Origin of the sequence: Micromonospora rhizosphaerae, from assembly GCF_900091465.1 — a bacterium.
Classification (GTDB): domain Bacteria; phylum Actinomycetota; class Actinomycetes; order Mycobacteriales; family Micromonosporaceae; genus Micromonospora; species Micromonospora rhizosphaerae.
In genome coordinates this window covers 510,234-526,474 of sequence record NZ_FMHV01000002.1, presented here as the reverse complement: position 1 = coordinate 526,474, position 16,241 = coordinate 510,234, and the positions used below count along the sequence as shown (strand labels likewise).

Genomic DNA, 16,241 nt, shown 5'->3' with positions numbered 1-16,241 from the left:
CAGTGGCCGCGCTCGCCCCGCCGATCGCCGCGGTCCGGATCGCGGTCCGCCGGGCGCTGGCCGGGCTGACCGGGGACGGTCCGGTGCTGGTGGCCTGCTCCGGCGGCCCCGACTCGCTCGCCCTGGCGGCCGCCACCGCCTTCGTCGCCCCCCGGCTGGGCCGGCGGGCCGGCCTGGTGACCGTGGACCACGGCCTGCAACCCGGCTCGGCCGACCGCGCGGAGGCGGTGGCGACGTGGGCCGTCGGGGCCGGCCTCGACCCGGTCGACGTGGTTCCGGTGACCGTCGCCGGTCGCCCCGGCGGCCCCGAGGCGGCCGCCCGCGAGGCGCGCTACCAGGCGCTCATCGCCACCGCCCGGCGACACCACGCGGCCGCGTTGCTGGTCGGCCACACCCGGGACGACCAGGCCGAGACGGTGCTGCTCGCGCTGGCCCGGGGCGCCGGCCCGCGAGGCCTGGCCGGGATGCCGGAGCGCCGCGAACTTGAGGGCGTGCCGCTGCTGCGGCCGCTGCTCGACGTCAGCCGGGAGGAGACCCGCAAGGTCTGCGCCGCCCTGGGCCTCAGCCCGTGGGAGGACCCGCACAACGTCGATCCGGCGTACGCCCGGGCCCGGGTCCGGGCCGACGTGCTGCCGGTGCTGGTCCGGACGCTCGGCCCCGGGGTGCTGGACAACCTGGCCCGGACCGCCCGGCTGGTGGCGGCCGACGCCGCCGCGCTCGATGATCTGGCCGCAGCCGCGCTCGCCGAGGCCCGGTCACCCGAGGGAGGGCTGTCGGTCGAGGCGCTGGCCGCGTTGCCGTCGGCGCTACGGACCCGGGTGCTGCACTCCTGGGCGCGGGAGCTGGGCGCATCGCCGGCCGCGCTGTCGCACCGGCACGTCGCCGCGCTGGACGCCCTGGTCACCGCGTGGCGCGGGCAGGGCGCGGTCCATCTGCCGGGCCGGCTGGGCGTGATCCGCCGCGACCGCCGGCTCATCCCCGCCGATCCTGCCTGACCCACCTGGGCACAGCGGCGAGGGCTCTCCGTGGAGCGGCCCGGCGGCCGGCCGCGCACCTCGCCGTACCTCTGGGGCCTGCTTTGCTCTGCTGCAGCGGAGGCAACACCGGACGTGGCCCGGTGTTGCGTGGAGTGCAGCAGAGCAAAGGGCGGCAGGAGGCCTCTTGCCGCCGATGGTGGGCGGTCGAGCGCGGGGCGCCACCGGGTCGCCGGGAGCCGCCGGAGGCGGTAGACATGGCGGATGGCGTACCCCCGACAGCCGCTCTTCGCCCCGAACGGCGCCGTCGCGACCAGCCAGCCGCTCGCGGCGGCCGCGGGCCTGGCCGTGCTGCGGCGCGGCGGCAACGCCGTCGACGCCGCGCTGGCCGCCGCGATCACGCTGACCGTCGTGCAGCCGCCCTCCAACGACATCGGCGGCGACCTCTTCGCCATCGTCTGGGACGGCGAGCGGCTGCACGGGTTGAACGCCTCGGGCCGGTCCCCGGCGGCGTTGACCCGGGAGATGGTGCTCGCCGCCACCGAGCGGCGGGGTGCGGAGCCGGTCGACGCGCTCGGCGGCGCGCAGGCGGCCGGCCCGGCCATGCCGGCCCGGGGCTGGCTGCCGGTGACCGTGCCGGGTGCGCCGGCCGGCTGGCGGGACCTGCACGACCGGTTCGGCTCGCTGCCGTTCGCCGACCTCTTCGCCGACGCGATCGGCTACGCCGAGCACGGCTACCCGGTCGCGCCGGGGACCGCCGCGACCTGGGCCCGCGGGGTCGCCGCGCACGCCGCCCTGAGAGGGGAGGAGTACGTCGAGTTCGACCCGGTGTTCACCGTGGGCGGGCGGGCGCCGCGCCCCGGTGAGCGGTGGCGCAACCCGGACGCGGCCGGGACGCTGCGGCGGATCGCCGCGACCGGCGCGGAGGACTTCTACCGGGGCCGGATCGCCGTGGCGCTCGACGCGCACGCGGCCCGGACCGGCGGTCTGATCACCGGCGACGACCTGGCCCGGCACACCTCCACCTGGGTGACGCCGGTGAGCGCCCGGTACCGGGGCCACGAGGTGTGGGAACTGCCCCCGAACGGGCAGGGCGTGGCCGCGCTGCTGGCGCTGAACATCCTCGACGGGGTGGACCTCGCCGCGCTTCCTGCGGACGAGCGGCTGCACTGGCAGATCGAGGCGATGAAGCTCGGCTTCGCCGACGCGCACGCGTACGTCGCCGACCCCGAGCGGGCGGAGGTGCCGACCGCGGCCCTGCTCGACCCCGGGTACGCGGCGAGCCGGCGGGCCCTGGTCACCGCGTGGGCCGGCGACCCGGTGGCCGGGGAGCCGGAGCGGGGCGGCACGGTCTATCTCTGTACCGCCGACGCCGGCGGGATGATGGTCAGCCTGATCCAGTCCACCTACCTGGCCTTCGGCTCGCACGTGGTGCTGCCCGGGCACGGCTTCGCGCTGCAGAACCGGGGCACCGGCTTCCGCCTGGACCCGGCGCACCCCAACGCGGTCGGGCCGGCCAAGCGCCCCTTCCACACCATCATCCCGGGCTTCCTGACCCGGGACGGCGAGCCGGTCGGCCCGTTCGGTGTGATGGGCGGACACATGCAGCCGCAGGGGCAGCTGCAGCTCGTCTCCGCCACGCTGGACGCCGGGCGGGACCCGCAGGCCGCGCTGGACACCCCCCGTTGGTACTGGCACGCCGGGCGGTCGGTGCTGGTGGAGCCGGAGCTCGCGGCGGACCATGACCTGGTCGCGGCGCTGCAGGCCCGGGGGCACCAGATCACCGTCGCCGAGGACCCGGCCGCCTTCGGGTACGGCCAGGCGATCTGGCGCCACCCCGACGGCGGCTACGTGGCCGGCTCGGAGTCCCGAGTCGACGGCGCGATGGTCGGCTGGTGATCAGACCTCGGCGCGTTCCCGGAAGGTCGTCCGGTAGGCGTGCGGAGTGGTGCCGACCCGGCGGGTGAAGTGGTGCCGCAGCGCCGCCGCGTCGCCGAAGCCGGCCCGGTCGGCGACGGTGTCCACGCTGAGCCGGGTCTCCTCCAGCAGCCGCCGGGCCAGCAGCACCCGCTGGTTGGTCAGCCAGTCGTGTGGGGTGGTGCCGGTCTCGGCGCGGAACCGGCGGGCGAAGGTACGCGGTGCCATGCCGGCCCGGGCCGCCAACTCGTCCACCGTCACCGACCGGTCCAGGTGACCCATCAGCCATTCCAGCACCGGCTCGAGCGTCGGAGCCTCCGGCGCCTTCGGGATCGGTGCCTCGACGTACTGGGACTGGCCGCCGTCGCGGTGCGGCGGGACGACCATCCGCCGGGCCAGCCGGGTCGCCGTGGCCGAGCCGTGCTCCTGGCGGACCAGGTGCAGGCAGGCGTCGATGCCGGCGGCGGTGCCGGCGCTGGTGAGCAGCCGCCCGTCCTGCACGTACAGCGAGTTGCACTGGACCCGGGCCGCCGGGTGCCGGCGTTGCAGCTCGTCGACGTACCGCCAGTGGGTGGTGCAGTCACGGCCGTCGAGCAGCCCCGCCTCGCCCAGCACGAACGCGCCGGAGCAGACGCTGAGCAGCCACGCACCCCGGTCGGCGGCCCGGCGCAGCGCGTCGAGCACCGGGGCGGGGACCGTCGCCCCCTCGGCGTGCGCTGGCACGGCGACCAGGTCGGCGTCCTCGACCGGGGTCAGGTCGGCGTGCGGGGTGAGCAGGAAGCCGGAGCGGGTGCGTACCGGCGCGCCGTCGGCGGTGCAGACGTCGAAGCGGTAGCCGGGGAAACCGTCGGCCGTCCGGTCGGTGCCGAAGACCTCGGCGAGGACCCCCAGCTCGAACGCGGCGACCTGATCCAGCGCGACGACGGCGACGGAACGCAGCATGTGACGAGGGTAACCGAGATGGCGGCAGAAAATCGATGCCCAGTGGCATTACTGCCACTGTCCGAGCGTCTCGAACGGGCGCAGACTGGACGCAGTCCGGTGCGCACCGGCGGCGAAACCGACACCAATCACGCGAAAGCGAGCGCCGCCATGGAGTTCCTGCTGCTCTTCCTCTTCCTGCTCGTCCTCGCCGTCGCCGCGGCGGCCGGGCTGGGTGCCGACACCCGGGACTCGGCCGACTGGAAGCCGACCACCGACGGTCGTCGCTGGCGCTCCGGCACCTGCTGAGGTGATTTGCCCCTGCCGCACCGAATATCCCCGGCGACACCACGTCAAGAGGGGCGGCCCCGCCGACGCAGCGCATCCGGCGTACGGCAGGCTAGGAGCATGGCTGACGGCTCCTGGTACGACGCCGACATCGACCACGTGATCATCTCTGAGGAGCAGATCCGCGAGAAGACCGCGGAACTGGCCAAGCAGGTCTCGGCGGACTACGCCGACGTCGATGACGGTTTGCTGCTCGTCTGCGTGCTCAAGGGCGCGGTGATGTTCATGGCCGACTTCGCCCGGGCGCTCGGCCGGCAGGGTCCGCCCGCCGAGCTGGAGTTCATGGCCGTCTCCTCGTACGGCCAGGGCACCACCTCCTCCGGGGTGGTGCGGATCCTCAAGGACCTGGACCGGGACATCGCCGGCCGGCACGTGGTGGTCGTCGAGGACATCGTCGACTCCGGGCTGACCCTCTCCTGGCTGCTGCGCTACCTGGAGTCCCGGTCCGCGGCGAGCGTCGAGGTGGTCGCCCTGTTCCGCAAGCCGGACGCGATCAAGGTGCCGGTCCCGGTCAAGTACGTCGGCTTCGACATCCCGACCGAGTTCGTCGTCGGCTACGGCCTCGACTTCGGCGAGCGCTACCGCGAGCTGCCCTACGTCGGCGTGCTCAAGCCCGAGGTCTACGCCCGCGCCTGAGGCCTAGGCGCCATCGACCTGCTCTTATCGGCCCTCGTCAAGCGGACGTTCAGCGGACTCTCAGCTGATCGGACTACCGTAGGTGTCGGTGGCGTGGAGGCAACCTCCGCGCCCGACCCCTCGAACCGCTGGACCGGGCGGTCGGGTGGCCGGGTGAGGAGCTCCCGCCACGCCGGCTGAACCCCGGTTCGCCGTGCGCGTAACAGCAGGGCTCACAAGCTCAGATCTGGCATGCACGGTGTACCGTCGAATGACCGCGGCGCGGCAGTTTGCGCGCTTCGGGGTCGAGGCCGGCCCGCACGGCGGCTCCGGCCGCCGCCCGAGGCGGCAACATCATTCAGACGGTCAGGACGTCGATCAGGAGGATGCGGGCGTCTCGATGCCCGACAACAGTATGGAACGTACGCGTTTCTTCCGCCGACCGGTGGTCTGGATCATCCTGGTCATCCTCGGCGCCGTTGTGCTCAGTCAAGTCTTCACCGCTAGTCCCAGCTACCACCGGGTGGACACCTCGGTGGCGCTGGACCAGCTCCACACTTCGAAGATCAACAAGGTCGTCTTCCAGGACAAGGAGCAGACGCTCCAGCTCGACCTGGCACAGAAGACCAAGTTCGGTGACACCAGCACCGACCGGATCGAGGCCCAGTTCCCGTACGAGGTGGGCAGCCAGGTCTGGAAGGACGTCCTGGACGCCAAGGCTGCCAACCGGGTCACCGGCCCGGTCGATGCCAAGGTCTCCACGGACAGCGTCTGGGTCAGCCTGCTGGTCAACCTCCTGCCGATCGCGCTCCTCGTGCTCCTGCTGCTCTTCTTCATGTCGCAGATGCAGGGCGGCGGCTCCCGGGTGCTCAACTTCGGCAAGTCCAAGGCCAAGATGATCACCAAGGACACGCCGAAGACGACCTTCGCGGACGTGGCCGGGGCCGACGAGGCCGTCGAGGAGCTGCAGGAGATCAAGGACTTCCTGCAGAACCCGGCGAAGTACCAGGCCCTCGGCGCCAAGATCCCAAAGGGCGTGCTGCTCTTCGGCCCGCCCGGTACCGGTAAGACCCTGCTCGCCCGCGCGGTCGCCGGTGAGGCCGGCGTGCCGTTCTACTCGATCTCCGGTTCGGACTTCGTCGAGATGTTCGTCGGTGTCGGCGCCAGCCGGGTCCGCGACCTGTTCGAGCAGGCCAAGTCGAACGCCCCGGCGATCGTCTTCGTCGACGAGATCGACGCCGTCGGCCGGCACCGCGGCGCCGGCATGGGCGGCGGCCACGACGAGCGGGAGCAGACCCTCAACCAGCTCCTCGTCGAGATGGACGGCTTCGACACCAAGGGCGGCGTGATCCTGATCGCCGCCACCAACCGGCCGGACATCCTCGACCCGGCGCTGCTGCGCCCGGGCCGCTTCGACCGGCAGATCCCGGTGGACGCTCCCGACATGGAGGGCCGCAAGGCGATCCTGCGGGTGCACGCCAAGGGCAAGCCGTTCACGCCCGACGTCGACCTCGACTCGGTCGCCCGGCGTACCCCGGGCTTCAGCGGCGCCGACCTGGCCAACGTGATCAACGAGGCCGCGCTGCTCACCGCCCGCAAGAACCAGCGGGCGATCACCAACGACTCCCTGGAGGAGTCGATCGACCGGGTGATCGCCGGTCCGCAGCGTCGGACCCGGGTGATGAGCGACCAGGAGAAGAAGATCACCGCGTACCACGAGGGTGGGCACGCGCTGGTCGCCTGGGCGCTGCCGCACGCCGCGCCGGTGCACAAGGTGACGATCCTGTCCCGCGGTCGCTCGCTGGGCCACACCCTGGTCCTGCCGACCGAGGACAAGTACACCCAGACCCGCGCCGAGATGGTCGACACCCTGGCGTACGCGCTGGGCGGCCGGGCGGCCGAGGAGCTGGTCTTCCACGAGCCGACCACCGGCGCCGGCAACGACATCGAGAAGGCCACCCAGCTGGCCCGCGCGATGATCACCCAGTACGGCATGAGCTCCAAGCTCGGTGCGATCAAGTACGGCACCAGCGGCGACGAGCCGTTCCTCGGCCGCAACATGGGCCACGAGCGGGACTACTCCGACGCGGTGGCCGCCGAGATCGACGCCGAGATGCGGGCGCTGATCGAGCTGGCCCACGACGAGGCCTGGGAGATCCTGGTGGAGTACCGGGATGTCCTGGACAACATCGTGCTCGAGCTGATCGAGAAGGAGACCCTCTCCACCGCCGACATGGCCCGGATCTGCGCCCGGGTGGCGAAGCGTCCGCCGATGGCTCCGTACAACGGCTTCGGCAAGCGCCAGCCCTCCACCGAGCCGCCGGTCCTCACCCCGGCCGAGAAGGAGGCGCTCAAGGCGCAGGCCGAGGCCGACGGCGCCTCGGTCAGCGGCGGCCCGAACAGCTCGGACGGTGCGCACTGAGCAGCGAGCCGACGGCCAGCTCCCGGGACCGGGAGCTGGCCGTCTCCGCGACCGAGCCCGACGGTGAGGACGGGCTGGACCATGTCGCCGCTCGGCTGATCAGCGGCAAGCTCACCGGACGGCCGATCGAGGAGACGGTGGACCTCGGCCGGATCGAGAAAGCGGTCCGCGAGATCCTGATCGCGGTCGGCGAGGACCCGGACCGCGACGGTCTCCAGCAGACGCCGGCCCGGGTCGCGCGCGCGTACGCCGAGCTCTTCGCCGGCCTGCGGGTCGACCCGGCGCAGGTGCTCAGCACCACCTTCGAGGCCAGCCACGAGGAGCTGGTGCTCGTCCGGGACATCGACGTGATGAGCCTTTGCGAGCACCACCTGCTCCCGTTCCGGGGCAGCGCCCACATCGGCTACATCCCCGGCCCGGACGGGCGGATCACCGGTCTGTCCAAGCTGGCCCGGCTGGTCGAGGTCTTCGCCCGCCGTCCGCAGGTGCAGGAGCGGCTCACCTCGCAGATCGCCGATCTGTTGATGAGCAAGCTGGCACCGCGCGGGGTGGTCGTGGTGCTGGAGTGCGAGCACATGTGCATGGCGATGCGCGGCATCCAGAAGACCGGCGCCAAGACCATCACCTCGGCGGTGCGGGGCACCCTTCAGTACGACGCCAAGTCGCGCGCCGAGGCGATGGCTCTGATCATCCCCCGCTGACCGGGTCACCCCGCCAGCATCGCCAGGACGATCCCGGCGGTCGTCGCCACCGCCGGGACCAGGCAGACCAGCGCGCCGAACCGGGGGGTCCGGTCCACCCGGTCCTCCGGCCGAGGCCGGAACAGCCGCCCGACCGCCAGCCAGCCCGTCATGAAGGCGACCGCCGGCATCGGCAGCCCGACCAGCAGCGCGAGGGCGGTCGCCGGACCGGTGCCGGTGGCCAGGTAGACCGCCAGCTGGATCAGCGGGACCACCAGCGCCAGGGCCCCGTACACCAGCAGGTTGCGGGGCCGGGACGGCCAGCGGGCCATCCGGGGCAGGCCCCGCGCGGACAGCGTGTCGTCCGCGGCGTCCACCCACCGGCGGGCGGCCTGGAGGGACGCCAGCACCGCCGCCGGTCCGGGGGCCATCGTCCGGGACGCCTCGGTCAGCTCCGGCGGCGTCGGCACCAGCGAGATCGCGGGTACGCCGAGCTCGCGCAGCTGCGACTGCTGCGGCGCCAGGCGGGCCCGGACGACGCTCAGCTCCTCCCGGGCGGCCTGCACAAAGCGGGCCTGCTCGCTCGCGGCGGTCGCCGCGGCCCGGCGTACCCCGTCGAGCTGCCGGGCGGCGGCGACGTAGTCCGCCCAGGCCGCCCCGACGGGGTCGGCCGGGTCAACCCCGCCGCTGTCGGCCGGCGGATGGCCCGACCGGGGGGCGGGTACGGCGGGACCGGTCTCGTTCACCACGCCGCCTCCTCCCCGAACGGCACCAGCACCGTCCCCGGTTCGCCCGGGCCGTCCCAGAGCACCGCCCGATGGGCGCGCGGCCGCCACCGCACCGGCCGGTCGAAGAGTGACTCCAACCGGGTGCCCGGCACGTCCGTCGCCACCACGGCGGTCAGTTTGTCCACCTCGCCCTCGGGTCCGAGCAGCCCGGCCAGCGGCCCCACCGAGCGCCACCAGCCGAGCAGGTGCAGCCCCGCCGGCGGGCCCTCCAGCAGCAACGAACGTAGTCCCTCGGCCGGCAGCTCCGCCTGGTCCGGCACGTCCAGCCCGAACACCACCAGGTAGCCCGGCTCGACCGCGTCCATCGCGGCGCGCAGCCCGGCGACGTCGACGATCTCCACCTGATGCTGCTCGGCGAGTTCCGCGGCCAGCGCCTCGGCCGGTTCCGCCGACCCGTCGGCCAGCGGCGCCAGCAGGAATCGGGCGGACGGGTGGTGCGCGGCGGTGCTCCGGGCGGCGGTCACCAGCAGTCGCGCCGCCTCCTCGTCGCGGCCGAGCACGGCGAGGTTCCGGCCAGCGGCCGGGCCGAGCGGCACCGCCACCGTGGAGCGGCGGACGTCCACCGCCCGGCCGAGCAGCGCGGCCGGGCCACGCGCCCGGCCAGCCAGCGCGGCCCGGTAGTGCGGGTCGTTGGCGAGCAGCGGTTGGGCGTACCCGGCGAAGACGATCGGCGGGGTGGTGCCCTCCGGCCGGGCGCTCCAGAGTCGGTGCCGCAGCTCGGCGAGGGTGTCCGGATCCTCGTGCGGGTCCGGGAAGCGGATCATCCGCTCGTGCCCTCGGGTGGCACCCCGCGGCCCGCCGAGGCCGCCGGCGGTGTTCACCACCGCGCTCCCGACCGGCAGCCCGGCGGCCGCGTCGTTGGTCGGCTCCAGCACCGCCGATCCGCCGGGCAGCGCGACCCGCACCGGGAACTGGCCGAGCAGCGGGTCCCGCGGGCCGCCGGTGCCGAGATCACCCTCGCCGGCCAGGACCAGGTGGATGCCGTACGCCCGGGCGGCGCGGGCCAGCGCGTCCAGCCGGGCCAGGAGGTCGATGGCCAGCCGGTCCCGCTCCCGCAGCAGCAGGGAAAAGTTGTCGATGACGCAGACGATCCGCGGCAGGGACTGGTGCTGGCGCAGCTCGGCGTAGCGCTGCCCGCCCGCCCGTCGGCCCGCCTCCTCCCGGCGGTGCAGCTCCGCCTCCAGCTGACCGATGAGGTCCGCCACGTACTCCCGGTCGGCCGCCATCCCGGCGGCCCGGACCTGCGGCACCCACGAGCGGTCCCGCTCGGTCTGCAGAAAGTCCACGAAGGACTCGCCCTCGCCGAGGTCGGCCAGGTACAGGGTCAGCTCGTCGGGGCCGTACCGGGCGGCCAGCCCGAAGAGCACGTTGGTCAGGAACGCCGAGCGGCCGGCGCCCGAACGGCCGCTGAGCAGCCAGTGCGGGGTCAGCTCGGTGAAGCCGAGGCTGACCGGCCGGCCGGCGGCGTCCCCGACCATCGTGGAGAGCCCGTCCACGGAGCCGGACCGCCACAGCGCGCCGCTGGGCAGCAGGTCGGTCAGCGACAGCCGGGAACGGTCCTCGATCTGCCGGGCCAGCCGGCGACAGACCCCCGCTACCAGCTCGGCCGGCGGGTCCTCGTCCACGAAGACCGGAGAGTTGAGGCCCCCGGGCGCCTCGGTGCCCGGGCTGCTGAACGCGCCGCCCGGCGGATCCCCGACCAGCGCGTACGCGTTGCGCACGGCGACGGTGGTGGCCTGGGGCAGGGCGGGCCGGGTGGCGGGCGGCCAGCCGGCCACCACGAGGTGCAGGCCCGCCCGGTGGCCCTGCGCGGCCAGCTCCTCGAGCCGGCCGAGGTCGGTCGGGCCGGCGCCGGCGGGAAGCGCGGCCACCACGAGCAGCAGCGTCCGGTCCTGCCCGCGCTGCCGGGCGGTGCCGGCGGCCACCCACTGCTCGGCCTCGCCGAGGACCGCGCGCAGCCCCGCCACGTCGGTCGCCGGTGGGGGCAGCAGTCCCGCGTCGGCCAGTGCCGCGAACCCCGCGAAGGTCCCGCTGGCCAGCCCGGTGCCGGGGTTTGCGTCGGCGCTGGCGTCCACCGCGCGGACCAGCAGCGAGCCGGCCGGTGCGGCGGCGAGCAGCCGCAGCAGGACGGCCCGGAGCAGCCCGGCCACCCGGGGATCGGTGGCGTCGGTGTCGATGCTCAGGTGACCGCTGCCGACCAGCGGCACCAGGGCCGGAAACCGGGCGTCGTCCAACGGCGCGGCGGTGCCGACCCGGACGAGGGGTGGCGGGTGGTCACCGGGCGGGGTCGCCACGGCCAGGGTCTCCAGGGGAGCCCCGGACCAGCCCGGTGCGGCCAGCGCCGCGGCGGCGCGCAGCCGTTCCGCCAGCTCGTACTGCCGGTGGTGGTCGGCCGGTGCGGGCCGGATCTCGTCGAGGATGCCGGCCGCGGCGGACGCCGCGGCAGCGGCCTGCCGGTGCAGGGCGGCGGCCCGGCCGGCTCGCGCCTTCGGACTGGCCACCGTCCACCTCTCTTTCCGAGGCCGACATCTCCTCCCGAGCAGAGACGGTATCCCAGCCGAGGGCACTCCTCGGGGATGTCGGTCGGCGCTGCGCGGCCTTTACGCACCGGTGGGTGACCAGACTCGCCGGGCCGCGGTCTCCTGCCTGCTGGCGCTGCGGCCCTCGCTGAATCCGGGCCATTGGGTACGAGGCGTGCAACCGATAGCCTCGGAGGGTGGAATCAGTGCAACCCCCCGCCGGTTCCCAGGTCTCCCGCGTACCGGCGCAGCGGACCCCGCCCGACCAGTTGGCGTCGCCCGCGCCGGTGTCGGCGCCGGAGCGTCCACGTCGCCGGCTGCGTACGGTTCTCTCGATGGTCGCCGGGGTGCTCGCGCTGATCTGTGTCGGCGGCGCCGTCGTCGGCTACGTCCTGTACGACCGCGCCACCGCCCCCGACCGCAGCGCCCCGGACGTGGTGGTGGACAACTACCTCCGCGCCTTTCTGGTGGACCGCAACGACACCAAGGCGAACGAGTTCGCCTGCGAAGCCGGGGCTGATCTCGGCGCGGTCCGCAGCCTCCGAGACGATCTGGTGGCCCGTGAGAAGCGGTTCGGGACGACGATCTCGGTGAGCTGGGGCAGCCTGACCGTGCAGCGCCACGGCGACGTCGCTGACGTCGAGGTCGACCTCATCATCTCCGCCCTCGTGGACGGAATTTCGCAGAGCGACCGGCAGGGGTGGAGCTTCGTAGCCCGGCTCGGTGACGACTGGCGAGTCTGTGAAGGAAAACCGACCGGCTGAGCCCTCACTCGATCCAGAGCAGGTGGACCGGTACCTCCAAAGTGGTGAGAGTCTGGCCGCGCCAGGCCCAGCGGTACCACTCCAGCTCGGAGGTCACCCGGACACAGATGTCCCCGTCGGCACTGGCGTAGGTCTCGGTCACCGCGCGGAGGTCGCGCTGCTCGACCGACTCGGCGACGTGCACCACCCGCCGGCCGGTCACCGTGTCGGCCTCGAAGACCGGGGTCGGCTCGCGGTGGGTCGGGGCGTCGAGCGAGACCAGCCGGACACCGGACTGGGGCGACCGAGCCGCTGCCGGCCGGCGTTCACCGACCGTTTCCACCCAGACCCGCTCCACCGGTACCAGCGGAGCGAAGACCTCCACCTGCTCGGACTCGGCGCGGTACCACTCGTGCTCCGGGATGACCGGCACGTAGGTCCGGCTGCCCTGCACCACCCGCTCGTCGGCGCGCAGGTCGCCCCGCCAGCCGAGGCCGGGCAGTCCGACCAGCACCCGGCGCCCGCGCAGCTCGATCCGGCCGGTGGCGGGCACGATCTCGATCGGTCGGGGCGGCAGCGGAGCCCAGTCGGGCTGGTCCGCGAAGGGATCGGGCAGCGGGCCGGTCATCCGTCCGCGATCCTCACGTGGTGCCGTCCAGCGGAGCGCCGCGATCGCGCATGAACGGCACCGGGTTGATCGCGCCCCGGCTGGACCGGTCGCCGTCGATGTGCACCTCGAAGTGCAGGTGCGGGCCGGACGAGTTGCCGCTGCTGCCGACCAGGCCGATCACCTCACCGGCCTGCACCAACTGGCCGGGGACCACGAGGGGACGATCGACCATGTGGCAGTAGCGGGTGATGTAGCCGCCGGCGTGCAGGATGTCCACGAACCAGCCGCAGCCGCCCTTGCCCGGGTAGCCGTCGACGTCGCAGTCGCGTCGTCCGGAGTGGTCCGGATCACAGCGGGCGACCAGCACCCGCCCGGTCGAGGCGGCGTGGATCTGGGTGACCCGCTTCGGTGCCGCGATGTCCACGCCGTGGTGGCTCGGTCGGTCTGCCGTGCGGAATCCGGAGCCGACCCCACCCGGGACCGGAGCGGTCCAACCGGACGCGGCGATCCGACTGCCGGAAGCGGCGTCGCAGACCGCCCGCCCGGCGATCTGCACGGTCCGCGCGGCGCCGCCGGCCAGCGCGTCGACGATCCGGCTGGCCAGCTCCTCGTGCTTCGCGTAGGCGTCCGGGAAGGCGCTGACCTGTACCCGCTGTGCCACCACGGTCAACGGGCGGCGCTCCCAGTCCGGCACCTTGACCATCTTCTCGTAGAACTTGCGGGCCGTGTAGGAGGGCGTCATCCGCTGCTCGACGCTGCCCCAGCCGGGCCGCTGCTGGAACAGCCCCAGCGAGTCGTGGTCGGAGCCGACGCCCTCGTGGGGCAGCGCCAGGGAGGCCGGCACGGTGCTGTTGGCCAGGTTGCGCAGGGCGGACTCCTGCATCGCGGTGGCCAGGGCGATCACCCATCCCCGGGCCGGCACCTTCATGTCCTGGCCGACCTTGACGATGATGGCGGCGTTGCGCAGCTGACCCTCGCCGTACTCGGTGAAGCGCGGCATGTCGCCGGTGATGCTGACCGGGTGTGCCGGGTCGCAGGCCAGACCGGCGGTCATGCCGTCCTTCTCGTCGCCGGCCAGCTCGGTGAGGAAGAACGCCGCGGCGCCGCCGACGCAACAGAGCAGGGTGAGGATCGTCGTCAGCGCGGCGGCCAGCACGCCGACCCGCAACTTCCGGCGGCGTCCCGGGGAACCGGCGTCCCGGGTCAGCTCGCTCACTGCCGCTCCCAGTCCACCGCGTCCACCAGCCATCGGCCGTCGGGGGCCACCAGTTCGAGCCGCAGCCGGCCGTTGTCCAGCGGGATCAGGGCCTCCACGAAGGACGCGGTCCGGGGTCGGAGGGTGACCTGACCCGTCATTCGCCGGGCCGGAACGCTCTCCGGGTCCGCACCGGTCAGCTTCTCGGTCAGCGCGGACGTCGAAAGGGGCCGCAGGCGGCCGTGCCACTCGTCGCCGGTGCTGCCCGGGCCGGCCAGCCACGCGGTGGTGAACCGGCCCGCGGCCTGCTCGGGGGTCGGCTCGCCCGGCCGGGTCTTCGGCGAGGGCGGCGCAGCCGTCGCCAGGACGCCGTCGTCACCGGCCTCGGGGTCGACCGTGGTGATCGGCTCGCGCGGCCGACTGCTGAGGCCCGATGCCGGGTCGCTCTGGCCGGAGACCAGACGGGCCGCTCCGATCACGCCGAAGACCACGATGGCGATCGCGACCGCGATGCCGAGTCGGGACCGCAGCACCCGGGTGACCAGGAACTCCACCCCCCGTCGCATCGTCCTCACCGCGCCTCTGAGCGCACCCGGGGGTTCGGGTTCGCCGGGGCGCGCTCGGCCGAGTCAGGGCGATAGATGGCGAAGGAGGGAGCCTCCTCGGGAACGTCCGGTTCCGCCCAGTTGGCGGGCTGCCGACGTCGGGGACGTGGCGCGGTGGTCCGGCTGCCCGGCTGCTGCTCGGCTGCCGGTGCCTCGTCCGCGCGCTCGCGTCCGTCCGTCCGTTGCCGATCGGTCCTTGAGCCGGTGTGCGACGGGTCCTCGTGCCGGGCCTCCGGCCGCAGGCTGCTCTGCTCGAGCGCCGGGCCACGTCGGCGGGCGATGGCCGGCTCGACGGTGCCCCCGGGCTCGACCACGTCCAGGCGGGCGGCGATCCGCATGTCCCGGAAGAACCGGCGGTGCCAGGAGCCGGCCGAGCTGATCGCCTCGCTGCTGTCCTTGCCGCCGAGTTGGGTGATCCGCCGGTAGGGGCGGAGCAGCAGCCAGCCCACCACACCGCAGAGCCAGACCAGCACCACCTGGAGCCAGCCGGGCAGGGTGGGCGTGTTCATGATGAGGTCGACCGCGAAGAGGTAGATGGCCGCGCCGGTGCCGAAGATGGCGATGTTGAAGACCGCTGCGACCACCGCGTTGGCCAGCCGGCGGAGCCCGGCGCTGGCCGGACGCAGCAGCCCGACCGTGCCAAGGATCGGTGCCGCGATCACCGCCCAGCGGAAGATCAGGAAGCCCAGCAGGACCAGCAGCGAGGCGGTCAGGTCGAACATCGCGAAGAGCAGCGAGGCCAGCACCGCGATGAAGCCGGCGCCGATCCGGTCCATGTCCCGGACTCCCTGCAGGTACTCGTACGCCTCCGGGTCCTCCGACTTGATCTGCTCGGCGACCCGGGCCCACTGCTGTTGCTTGGCCTTGATGGTCGCCTCGCGCGTCGCCGGGTTCTGACGGAGCTTCTCCGCCTCCTCCCAGGAGAGCGACTTGGCGTCGTAGAGCGCCGGCCCGTACTTCTTCGCGGTCTCGCTGTCGGCGGAGCCGAGCACTCCGCGCAGCCAGTTGCGGTAGAGCATGGTCTCGGTGGCCGTGTCGCTGGCCCGGACCGCCGGGGGACGCTTGTCGACACAGGCGTCCGGGTTCGGGAGCGCGCACTTGTCGGCGGGGATGTCCCGGGAGGCCGGGCCGACGGCGTCGTGCACGACGCCGAGCGTGGTGATCAGCGTGTTGTCGGCGATGTTCGCCGACTTCACCGGCCAGGCGGCGAGGGCGGTCACCGCCACCATCACGAGCAGCGCCCAGCCCGCCGTCGTCATCGCGTTGCTCATGTCCGACTGGCGGGAGCGCCAGAGCAGGTAGAGCCCGACCACGCAGAGCGTGATGGTGCCGAAGACGCTGAACACCTTCTGGTAGACGGCCTTGGTGGCCTGCTCCACCAGCGGGTCCGCCCAGCCCCACATCGAGCGGGGATCCCAGGCCCGCTCGCGCAACGCGTTCGAGGCGCCGATCACCGCGTTGGCGAACATGAATTCCCCGTTGGCGACCATGGTGGTGAACCGGTAGTCCGGGTGGAGCACGGACGACGCGCACCCGCCGTCCACGTCGTACGTCGTGTAGCTGTAACCCGCGTAGCCGTAGTCGCTGTAGAGGCCCTTCGGGCCGGGCAGCTTGGCGGAGTCCGGGCGGGAGGCGAACCAGCCGGCCAGCCCGGAGTCCGGCGCACCGGGAACCGGCGCGTTCCGGCACTCGACCTGGTCCTGGCTGATCTCCTTGAGCTTCGCGACACAGGCGCGGAAGTCGGCCTGCCACTCCTTGGTGCTGCACAGCTCGGCCCGGGCCTGCGCTGCCGGTGGCGCGGCGGACGCCGGTGCCGCCCCGATCACCGGCCAGGCGACGGTGGCCGCGGCGAGTAAGCCGAGCGCGAGGAGGAGCGCGGCGATCCGTGCCCGGGCGGTCGCCAT

General features: G+C 73.6%; 14 protein-coding genes. 7 read left to right on the top strand and 7 right to left on the bottom strand.

The genetic code is table 11. The features are described 5' to 3' along the window. Positions 1 to 2: 2 nt before the first annotated feature. Both tilS and GA0070624_RS02605 read left to right on the top strand, forming a co-directional pair. Positions 3 to 995 carry a tRNA lysidine(34) synthetase TilS gene (tilS, locus tag GA0070624_RS02610; RefSeq protein ID WP_091336321.1) on the top strand — a complete coding sequence of 331 codons (993 nt, stop codon included), beginning with the start codon at positions 3 to 5 and terminating at the stop codon, positions 993 to 995. Between the two features lie 243 nt (positions 996 to 1,238). After that, the gene (locus GA0070624_RS02605) at positions 1,239 to 2,873 is read left to right on the top strand and encodes a gamma-glutamyltransferase family protein (RefSeq protein ID WP_091336319.1); all 1,635 of its coding nucleotides are present in this window, start codon (positions 1,239 to 1,241) and stop codon (positions 2,871 to 2,873) included. Here the strand turns inward: GA0070624_RS02605 and GA0070624_RS02600 are convergent, their stop codons facing one another. Then, positions 2,874 to 3,833 carry a GlxA family transcriptional regulator gene (locus tag GA0070624_RS02600; protein WP_091336317.1) on the bottom strand — a complete coding sequence of 320 codons (960 nt, stop codon included), beginning with the start codon at positions 3,831 to 3,833 and terminating at the stop codon, positions 2,874 to 2,876. Between the two features lie 150 nt (positions 3,834 to 3,983). Here GA0070624_RS02600 and GA0070624_RS34535 point away from each other — a divergent pair, with 150 nt between their 5' ends. The 4 genes from GA0070624_RS34535 (at position 3,984) to folE (ending at position 7,898) form a co-directional block, all read left to right on the top strand. Next, positions 3,984 to 4,121, top strand: coding sequence for a hypothetical protein (locus GA0070624_RS34535; RefSeq protein WP_176731565.1), 138 nt, complete (start codon positions 3,984 to 3,986; stop codon positions 4,119 to 4,121). A 99-nt stretch (positions 4,122 to 4,220) separates the two neighbouring features. Then, complete coding sequence (gene hpt / locus GA0070624_RS02590) at positions 4,221 to 4,796, top strand: hypoxanthine phosphoribosyltransferase (RefSeq protein ID WP_091336313.1); 576 nt, start codon at positions 4,221 to 4,223, stop codon at positions 4,794 to 4,796. Between the two features lie 394 nt (positions 4,797 to 5,190). Next, entirely contained in the window at positions 5,191 to 7,197 is a 2,007-nt protein-coding gene (ftsH, locus tag GA0070624_RS02585; RefSeq protein ID WP_091336310.1) for an ATP-dependent zinc metalloprotease FtsH, read from the top strand. Positions 7,198 to 7,232: 35 nt separating this feature from the next. Then, positions 7,233 to 7,898 (top strand): GTP cyclohydrolase I FolE, encoded by a 666-nt coding sequence (folE, locus tag GA0070624_RS02580; protein ID WP_091336309.1) that lies wholly within the window; start codon positions 7,233 to 7,235, stop codon positions 7,896 to 7,898. A 5-nt stretch (positions 7,899 to 7,903) separates the two neighbouring features. Here the strand turns inward: folE and GA0070624_RS02575 are convergent, their stop codons facing one another. Both GA0070624_RS02575 and GA0070624_RS02570 read right to left on the bottom strand, forming a co-directional pair. Next, positions 7,904 to 8,626, bottom strand: a complete 723-nt coding sequence (locus GA0070624_RS02575; protein ID WP_245718630.1) for a hypothetical protein — start codon at positions 8,624 to 8,626, stop codon at positions 7,904 to 7,906. After that, complete coding sequence (locus tag GA0070624_RS02570) at positions 8,620 to 11,166, bottom strand: FtsK/SpoIIIE domain-containing protein (protein ID WP_091336307.1); 2,547 nt, start codon at positions 11,164 to 11,166, stop codon at positions 8,620 to 8,622. The genes GA0070624_RS02575 and GA0070624_RS02570 overlap by 7 nt, the downstream gene beginning before the upstream one ends. 224 nt (positions 11,167 to 11,390) lie before the next feature. Here GA0070624_RS02570 and GA0070624_RS02565 point away from each other — a divergent pair, with 224 nt between their 5' ends. After that, complete coding sequence (locus tag GA0070624_RS02565; RefSeq protein ID WP_091336305.1) at positions 11,391 to 11,948, top strand: hypothetical protein; 558 nt, start codon at positions 11,391 to 11,393, stop codon at positions 11,946 to 11,948. Positions 11,949 to 11,952: 4 nt separating this feature from the next. Here GA0070624_RS02565 and GA0070624_RS02560 read toward each other — a convergent pair whose 3' ends face one another. Genes GA0070624_RS02560 through GA0070624_RS02545 form a run of 4 tightly spaced genes read right to left on the bottom strand, consistent with a single transcriptional unit; the run spans position 11,953 to position 16,241 of the window. After that, entirely contained in the window at positions 11,953 to 12,555 is a 603-nt protein-coding gene (locus tag GA0070624_RS02560; protein WP_091336303.1) for a hypothetical protein, read from the bottom strand. Positions 12,556 to 12,568: 13 nt separating this feature from the next. After that, a complete protein-coding gene (locus tag GA0070624_RS02555; RefSeq protein WP_245719112.1) occupies positions 12,569 to 13,744 on the bottom strand; it encodes a M23 family metallopeptidase in 1,176 nt (391 codons plus the stop codon). A 5-nt stretch (positions 13,745 to 13,749) separates the two neighbouring features. Beyond that, the gene (locus GA0070624_RS02550) at positions 13,750 to 14,307 is read right to left on the bottom strand and encodes a hypothetical protein (protein ID WP_091336299.1); all 558 of its coding nucleotides are present in this window, start codon (positions 14,305 to 14,307) and stop codon (positions 13,750 to 13,752) included. Beyond that, positions 14,304 to 16,241, bottom strand: coding sequence for an MraY family glycosyltransferase (locus GA0070624_RS02545; protein WP_091336298.1), 1,938 nt, complete (start codon positions 16,239 to 16,241; stop codon positions 14,304 to 14,306). Before GA0070624_RS02545 ends, GA0070624_RS02550 begins: the two co-directional genes overlap by 4 nt.

Bases quoted from the DNA above. Each gene is read 5' to 3' on its own strand.
- GA0070624_RS02600 (WP_091336317.1), bottom strand. From the start codon at position 3,833: ATGCTGCGTTCCGTCGCCGTCGTCGCGCTGGATCAGGTCGCCGCGTTC.
- GA0070624_RS34535 (WP_176731565.1), top strand. From the start codon at position 3,984: ATGGAGTTCCTGCTGCTCTTCCTCTTCCTGCTCGTCCTCGCCGTCGCC.
- hpt (WP_091336313.1), top strand. From the start codon at position 4,221: ATGGCTGACGGCTCCTGGTACGACGCCGACATCGACCACGTGATCATC.
- GA0070624_RS02560 (WP_091336303.1), bottom strand. From the start codon at position 12,555: ATGACCGGCCCGCTGCCCGATCCCTTCGCGGACCAGCCCGACTGGGCT.
- GA0070624_RS02605 (WP_091336319.1), top strand. From the start codon at position 1,239: ATGGCGTACCCCCGACAGCCGCTCTTCGCCCCGAACGGCGCCGTCGCG.
- ftsH (WP_091336310.1), top strand. From the start codon at position 5,191: ATGGAACGTACGCGTTTCTTCCGCCGACCGGTGGTCTGGATCATCCTG.
- GA0070624_RS02545 (WP_091336298.1), bottom strand. From the start codon at position 16,241: ATGGCGACCGCCCGGGCACGGATCGCCGCGCTCCTCCTCGCGCTCGGC.